Origin of the sequence: Sinomicrobium pectinilyticum (assembly GCF_003725735.1) — a bacterium.
In the GTDB taxonomy this organism is placed as follows: Bacteria; Bacteroidota; Bacteroidia; order Flavobacteriales; family Flavobacteriaceae; genus Sinomicrobium; species Sinomicrobium pectinilyticum.
This window is the reverse complement of the sequence record NZ_RJTM01000072.1, coordinates 117,566-125,631: the sequence shown is the minus strand read 5'-3', so window position 1 is coordinate 125,631 and position 8,066 is coordinate 117,566. Positions and strand designations below refer to the sequence as shown.

Annotated in this window: 4 protein-coding genes; all 4 read right to left on the bottom strand. The window is 43.7% G+C overall.

What is annotated here, in order from left to right; translation table 11 throughout:
- Positions 1–223 precede the first annotated feature (223 nt).
- On the bottom strand, positions 224–889 hold the full coding sequence (locus tag ED312_RS10710; protein ID WP_123216002.1) for a basic secretory protein-like protein: 666 nt from the start codon (positions 887–889) through the stop codon (positions 224–226).
- Between the two features lie 89 nt (positions 890–978).
- A complete protein-coding gene (locus ED312_RS10705; protein WP_394342860.1) occupies positions 979–3,273 on the bottom strand; it encodes a GH92 family glycosyl hydrolase in 2,295 nt (764 codons plus the stop codon).
- A 79-nt stretch (positions 3,274–3,352) separates the two neighbouring features.
- Positions 3,353–4,966, bottom strand: a complete 1,614-nt coding sequence (locus tag ED312_RS10700; protein WP_123216000.1) for a RagB/SusD family nutrient uptake outer membrane protein — start codon at positions 4,964–4,966, stop codon at positions 3,353–3,355.
- Positions 4,967–4,976: 10 nt separating this feature from the next.
- Positions 4,977–7,982, bottom strand: coding sequence for a SusC/RagA family TonB-linked outer membrane protein (locus tag ED312_RS10695; RefSeq protein WP_240643080.1), 3,006 nt, complete (start codon positions 7,980–7,982; stop codon positions 4,977–4,979).
- Positions 7,983–8,066: the final 84 nt, after the last annotated feature.

The window sequence follows — 8,066 nt, the reverse complement described above, 5'->3', positions numbered from 1 at the left end:
TAATGGTGTTCGCTGATGTGCTTCGCAATTGTTTTTAATTGGTCAGATGTAATTCGCCATTAGACATTTCGTCCCGATAGTCCCGATCCCGATAGTTACCGGGATTATCGGGATCGGGACTATCAACTCAAACCGTTATGGCTCATTTCATAAAATATTATCTCCGGATTTTGTAAACAAAGAGGAATACAGTAACTCCTCTCTGTGTATAATCCCACCTGTTTTAAAGTGCCGGGGCTCTCTGATATTCTGCCCAAAGCTCATCCAGGGAGCGGGTTGTGCAGGTTTGCCACAAACCGGGGGTATAGGTTTTATTTCGCATATTTTTATCCAGCACAGATACGATATTTTTATTGTAATGTCTGGTTAACCATACCAAAAACCTGGCTGTCACCCGGTAGCTATCTTTGTAATGGTTCCCTTCCCGGTACTCCGGTAAAGACCAGCCTGCTTGTTTGTTATCTACTCCGTATACATACCGTACATAATCTGCAATACCCTCCGTTAACCAGCCCGGGCCACTATCCGGGGGATAATTCTGAACAAGATGCATCACCTCATGGGTTATAACATCTGTATCTCCCGGTTTTTTCTTCAACCATTCCGAACTTATGGTTACCTTACCGTTATGTGCATAAGCCACACCATCGTATGCCGTGTCTATCTTGACAAAAACGGTATCCGCTGTTTCCGGATTGAAATCTTTTGCCAGTTTGGGGTAAACTTTAAAGAAGGTCTTAATGAGACCGGACCTGACCTTATTACCGAGCCCGGGATCTTCACTGGCAAAGATCAGGGTTTTTCCTTTTTTGCTGATAACTTCTTCTGTCTGTGCCATCACAGGGGCCACAACAATAATCAGCATTACAGTACTTATGATTTTTTTCATTGTCAATGTTTTTTCAGTGTTCAAAACCTGATGTTACGTTTTCCGTTTTTTTGTCGAATCGGTCGTTCTATGATCGTCGTTATCCGAAATTACATTTCATTGGACAGGGAGAACGGGAAATCCTTTTCTTCCGTTCCCCTTTTTGTATCCGGTTCCGCTCCCATTTCCAGATCGATAACACTTCCCTTCATGAGCTCTTTATGGCTCAGATAGTTTTTGTCATATGTTTTGTTGTTGAGACGCATATGCCGGATATACCTGTTATCCGCGGAATTATCCGGGGCATTGATAATTATTTCATTACCGTTTTCCAGTTTCAGTGTCGCTTTTTTAAATAAAGGAGCACCCAGAACATATTGATCCGTGGCCGGGGTAACGGGATAAAAGCCCAAGGCGGAGAACACATACCAGGCAGATGTTTGTCCGTTGTCCTCATCACCGCAATATCCGTCCGGTGTTGGCCAGTACATCCTGTTCATGGTCTCCCGCACCCAATACTGGGTCTTCCAGGGCTGTCCGGCATAATTATACAGGTAGATCATGTGCTGTATGGGCTGATTACCATGTGCGTATTGTCCCATACCGGCCACCTGCATTTCTCTCATTTCGTGAATAATACCTCCTCCTTTGCGAGGTGTTATAGTGGAAGGTGTGGTAAACACGGTATCCAGCTGGCGAATAAAGGCGTCTTTACCTCCCATCAGGTCAATCAGTCCCTGTATATCGTGAAATACCGACCATGTATAATGCATGCTGTTACCCTCGGTAAAATCCCGTCCCCATTGAATGGGATCGAATTCTTTCACAAATTCACCATTCTGCAGTTTCCCCCGCATAAACCCGGTTTCCGGGTCGTAAACTTTCCTGTAGTTCAGACTCCGTTCCCGGTACAGTTCAATTTCTTTTTTCGGTCTTTTTAAAGCCTTGGCCAGTTGATAAATGGCAAAATCATCATAAGCATATTCCAGGGTCCTGGAAACATTCTGCCGTATATCCACATCGGCAGGTACATATCCGAGGGTATTGTAATACTTCACTCCTGCACGTCCGACCGCCGTCACGGGACCTTCGTTATTTGCACCGTGAGCCAGTGCTTCATACAAAGTCTCGATATCATATTGATAATTTTCCTTATTTTTCAGGTAAGCTTCGGAAACAATGGAGGCAGAATTATTGCCGATCATAATATTCCTGAGTCCCGGGCTGGCCCATTCCGGAAGCCATCCGCTCTCGTTATAGGCATTGAGAAGACCTTCCTGCATTTTTTCATTCAGGTCGGGATACATTAAGTTAAGGAACGGGAACAGTGCTCTGAAAGTATCCCAGAAGCCCGTATCGGTAAACATATAACCGGGGCGTACTTCTCCGTTATAAGGGCTGTAATGCACTACATTCCCGTCTTTGTCATATTCATAAAATTTTCTTGGGAAAAGCAAACTGCGGTAAAGGCAGGAATAAAAGGTCCTGTACTGGTCCGTAGTCCCCCCTTCCACTGTAATTCTCTTCAATTCCCTGTTCCACATATCTCTTCCCTTTTCTTTTAACCGGTCGAAATCCAGCGTCCCGGTTTCTTCCAGGTTCCTCTCGGCCTGTTCAAAGCTGATAAAGGAAGAGGCCACTCTGGCATTAACCTGTTCTCCTTTAGTTGTCCTGAATCCGATGACAGCCCCTGCATGATCCGATTCGGATATTAAATTATCGGTCAGGACGGAATCGCGGAAGGTCTTGTTCATTTCAAAAGCTTTGTCAAACACTATGACAAAGTAATTCTTAAAATTCTCCGGAACACCTCCGCTGTTCCTGGTGGTATATCCTATGATCTTTTGTTCTTCGGGAATAATCTTTACATAAGAACCTTTATCAAAGGCATCAACTACTATATAGGAGTCATTTTCCGGAAAGGTAAAGCGGAACCGGGCCGCACGTTCGGTAGGGGTAATTTCGGTAGTGACATCATGATCGGCCAGATAAACCCTGTAATAGTACGGAGTGGCTTTTTCCGCCTTATGGGAAAACCAGCTTTGCCGTTCTTCTTCCGTAAAATGGAGCTTCCCGGTAACGGGCATTATGGAGAATTGTCCGTAATCGTTCATCCAGGGCGAAGGCTGATGTGTTTGTTTAAAGCCCCTTATTTTCCTGGCAGTATACATGTATGTCCACCCGTTTCCGTTTTCCCCGGTTTGCGGCGTCCAGAAATTCATCCCCCAGGGCATGGCAATGGAGGGATAAACATTTCCACTGGAAAGCGAATAATCAGAGTCCGTTCCCATTAACGGGTTCACATAGTCGACAGGTTCATTAACGTCCGAAGCGGTCTGGCCGTTCAGCGTATAGCATATCATTAAAATGATACCCAGGCAGTTTAGATTTTTTAGTTTTTGCACGATAAATAATGAATGGTTTACGGTTAAAAGAAGTGCCTGAAAACAATGTATTAATTTTCAGGCACTTTCCCAGGTGAAATTAGTACCCCGGATTTTGCTCCAGGTTTGGGTTTGCAATAATCTGATCGTAAGGAATAGGATAAAGTTCGGTATGCTCATCTCCATCCGGAGTTTTGTCCCACCATGTCCCGGCAGTGAATTTTCCGAAACGGATCAGGTCCGTTCTTCTTTTCCCTTCGAAGATAAACTCCCTTCCTCTTTCGGCCAATAGTTCGTCCATAGTAAGGGTTCCGGTATTATAGCTTTCCCCCGGCCAGTCTTCTGATCCGAAATATCTTTTTCGGCTCTGGTTGATCAGGTCCACAGCTTCTGCGGTAGCAGTTCCGCCATTCTGACGCATCAGGGCTTCCGCCTTATTAAAATAAATTTCTGTCAGGCGATAAATAACATAATCGTTATTGAGATAATTATCATCTCCCTGTCTTCCGGAGCGGTATTTATGGAACCTGGCCCCGCTGTTTTCTTCCCCGTCGGTCATACTACCTTCCCCGGTCTGTCCCTGGCTGTTTTTTCTTATGTTATTAACATACACAAAAGGTTCTCCATTATATTCCTCACTTCCCAGAATAGGTTCTGTAGTTCCATACCGATACTGGGGGCCGAATAAAAACCATTCTTGTTTACGGATATCATTTTCCTGATAGGCATCAAAAGCCGTAGGGATAACCACAAAGGCATTGTTCCCCGAATAATTGACATCCAGGGCCGGTGACATATTGGAAAAGCCTGCGTAAAAAGCGGCCCAGTTATACCCGAAACCCTGTGTTCTGTCGAACGGGAACTGGAAAATATTTTCCGGCGAATCTTCGTTCGTATTGTTAAACGGGCCCAAAGGATCTTCGTCCAGTTGAAGGGTTCCTGTCAGCCCTCCTCCTTCTCCGTTGATCAGCTTGTCCGAATATGTTATACAATCATCCCAGCGGGCCTCTCCACTCCATATTTCGGCATTAAGATACAGTTCGGAGAGCATGGCATATGCAGATGCCTTGGATACCCGGCCTAAAAGCTCGGGGGATAAATTCTGCAATTTGTCCGCATTTTCGAGCAATTCGCTTTCCACAAATTCAAAAACTTCCTTTCTGGACCTGGTTTCCGGCTGTACAGGGTCTCCTACTTTAGTAACTACAGGTACATTACCCCATAGATCCATGATCTTCATGTAATGAAAAGCCCTTAAAACTCTGGATTCCGCAATAACAGACTCAAGTTCTTCGCTTGTCATTCCCAGGCTTTCATGATCCAACTGTTCTATATCTTCCAGTACCGCATTTACATATCCTACTCCGGACCACATCAAACTCCAGGTATTTTCCAACCTCGATTCCTGTGGGGTCCAGGTGTGATAATGCTGTCTGATGTGGTCTCCGTTATCATAACCATGTCTTCCTTTTTGCGGCCATGCAACCTGGTCTGCCGACAATTCGTTGTGATAATAATAGCCGCTTTGACCAGTAAATGCCAACCAGGCCTGCATGTGCGTAAACGGCCGGAGAGTTGCCTGTAAAACCTCAAGTTTCGAATTATAAAAATTGGATTTCGAAAGTTCCGAATAGGGTGTTTCATCCAAATCCATGCACCCCAGGCAGAATATCATCAAAGAAAAAGTGGATAATTTTGTATATGTGATTTTCATTTTTTTCAGTTTAAAATTGAATATTTATCCCTGTAGTAAGCGTTGTGGTCCGGGGATAATATTTTCTTCCGTCCGAACCATCATATATTCCCTCTATACCCGGGTATAGTCCCGTATCCGAAACTTCGGGATCCTGACCGCTGTAACCGGTAATAGTAAATACGTTCCTCGCATTGACATATAGTCTCAGGGAAGAAAACGGGCTATTGCTTCCCATTTTAAAATTATACCCTAAGGTTACATTGTCCAACCTCACAAAATCTCCTTTTTCCAGATAGTAATCTGAATATTGAGGTGCTTCAGTGATTTTACCGATATTGTCTACTGCAGATGAAAGTACATTTCCTGGAAGTAAAGTGGGATTGCCGTAAAAAAGATCGAGGGTGTTGAGAATATCATAATCAAATTTACCACGGAAAAACAGGGTAAGATCGAAATTCTTATATTTGAAAGTATTAGATAAAGATGCATTAAAGTTAGGGAAACCGTTGCCCAGAACAACATTATCTTCTTCTGTCATTTCGTCTGTCCTTCCTACGGAACCATCCGCTTTATAGAATAACCATTCTCCGTTATCGGTAAACCCGGCGAATTTTTTGCCATAAAAATTTCCTATAGACTGTCCTTCCTTATTCCGGATGGCATCACCGAGATTCCCCGGATTCCCGATATTTCCCCCTCTTATTTCCTCTGCAGTGTACAGATCGTTTGACAAGGATGCCAGCTCATTTTTCTGATAGTTTCCTACAAAATCCATATTCCAGGAAAAATCTTCTTTATTCATTACCGCAAAACTAAGAGCAAGTTCAACACCGCTGTTTTTCAGTACTCCTACATTGGTATAAAGGTTACGGTGTATATAAGACGGCTGAGATACTGCATAATCATAAAGCAAATCTTCTGTTTTCCGGTCATACACATCTATAGAGCCGGTAATCCTGTTCTGTAATAGCCCGAAATCCAAACCTATATTCCACTCTTTCTTCCTCTCCCATTTGAGGTCCGGGTTGGGATTCCTATTAGGACCATATGTCTGGTAATAAACCGGGGTTCCACTTTCATCAAAAACAGGATATTTCCCTCCCGTTCCCAGTATGATCATTGACCTATAGTTAGGTATCCCTTGGTTTCCTGTAATTCCGTAACCTACTCGGAGTTTCAAATTAGACAGAAAATCCATATTCTCCATAAATTCCTCATCGGAGATCAGCCAGCCTGCCGATACTGCCGGAAAGCTCCCCCATTTATTGTTTACACCAAACCTGGAAGATCCTTCGTACCGAATGGATGCTTGCAGGAAATAGCGGTCTAAATAAGAATAATTAAGTCTCGAAAAGAAAGCAATCAGTGTATTATCATCCTTAAGGCTTCCCAGGTTTATCGGAGGAAGAGAGTCGTCTGTTATAGCATTTCCGGAACCAAAATTCCAGTCTTCGAAAGCATCCGTGGTAAAACCGCTGTTATCCATAGAATACTCTTCTGTGGTGGTATATTGATAACTATACCCTCCAAGCATTTCAAAACTATGGTCATCTATGCTTTTTGTATAATTCAGGGTAGGTTCAAAAGTCCTGGTATAAGACACATGGTTTCCCTTCCGGGCATATGCCGTACCGTTATAAGAACTGCCTTCATTGTACTGGCTCCAATCCCGGGTAGAACGATAATATCTATCATTCCAGGAGTTCCTCTGGTAAGATCCGAAAACAGCGATGGTCATACCTTCTATAACCTCATAGCTCACCTTGGCATCACCGGAAAAAGTTACCTGGTCACGTTTGTTGATACGGTTCTCGTATTGAGAGAAGGGATTATACCCGTTTTGCGGCTGGTAATATCCGTACCTTCCCTCATTGTACAAGGGAGTCCCCTGTTCTACCGAATAAGGTGCGTATATGGGAGCTGTAGGGTTCCATTCGCTTACCAATCCAAAATCACCACCTCCCAATAGATTAGCGTCATTTAAATTAATGGTAAAGCTTCCCTGGAAATGAAATTTCTTATCTGCCGTAGATTGGTTAAAACTGGCCCGGAAGCCATACTCTTTCCTGGAGTTTTCCTTCGCTATACCATCCAACTCGCTCATATATAACGAAACCCTGTAATTACCGTTTTCACTTCCCCCCGAAGCGACAAAATTGTGATACTGACTTAAATTTGACTTATCCAATAGCTCATCATAAATATCCGTGGAATATCCCAGATCATTGTTCGGGCTTACAATTCCTCTGTCTATCAGCCCCCTGTATTCCGAAGCCGAAAGGAATTCGGGACGGTTCCTTACAAAATCCCTCGACAGATAGGTACTGTAATCAAACGTAGTTTTTCCTGCTTTTCCCGTTTTGGTGGTAATCAAAATAACCCCGTTGTTTCCTCTGGTTCCGTAAATAGCGGCGGCAGCTCCATCCTTTAATATATCGAAGGATTCAATATCATTCGGTTGTAACAGGTCCAGGTTCCCTCCGGGGATACCGTCAATAACAATCAGGGGAGACCTGTCCCCTGTTACCGACGTAACCCCTCTTATCTGAAAGCTGGCACTGGAATTCGGGTTATTTCCTCCCGGTTGTGTAATGGCAAGCCCGGGAATTTTTCCCTGAATAAGATTTAAAGGAGAAGTTACCACCCCCTGGTTAAAATCTTCAGCAGATACTTTAGCTACAGATGTGGTGACAGACCTTCTGCTCTGCGTACCGTAACCTACAACTACTACTTCGTCCAGAGACTGGTTATCCTCCGCCATTTTCACATTTATTGTAGCATTGTTATCTACCGTTCTGCTAACGGTTTTCATTCCCAGGTATGAAAATTCGAGGACAGCGTCGGAAGAACTTACCTGAAGGCTGTAATTTCCTTCAAAGTCAGTTGTAGTCCCGTTCTGTGTTCCTTTTTCCAATACGCTGACACCAAGCAAGGGCACTCCTGTTTCATCCGTTACTGTACCCGAGACGGTGAGTTGGGCACTATTTCTCCCCTCTTCGTGATAATCTGCGGCAATAGCAGTATTTGTTTGCAAAACCGCACAAATCAAAAAAAGATAAAGCAAGTCGAAAAACTTCCTTTTGCCTTTCCATACCATTAAACAATGGTAACTTTTGCC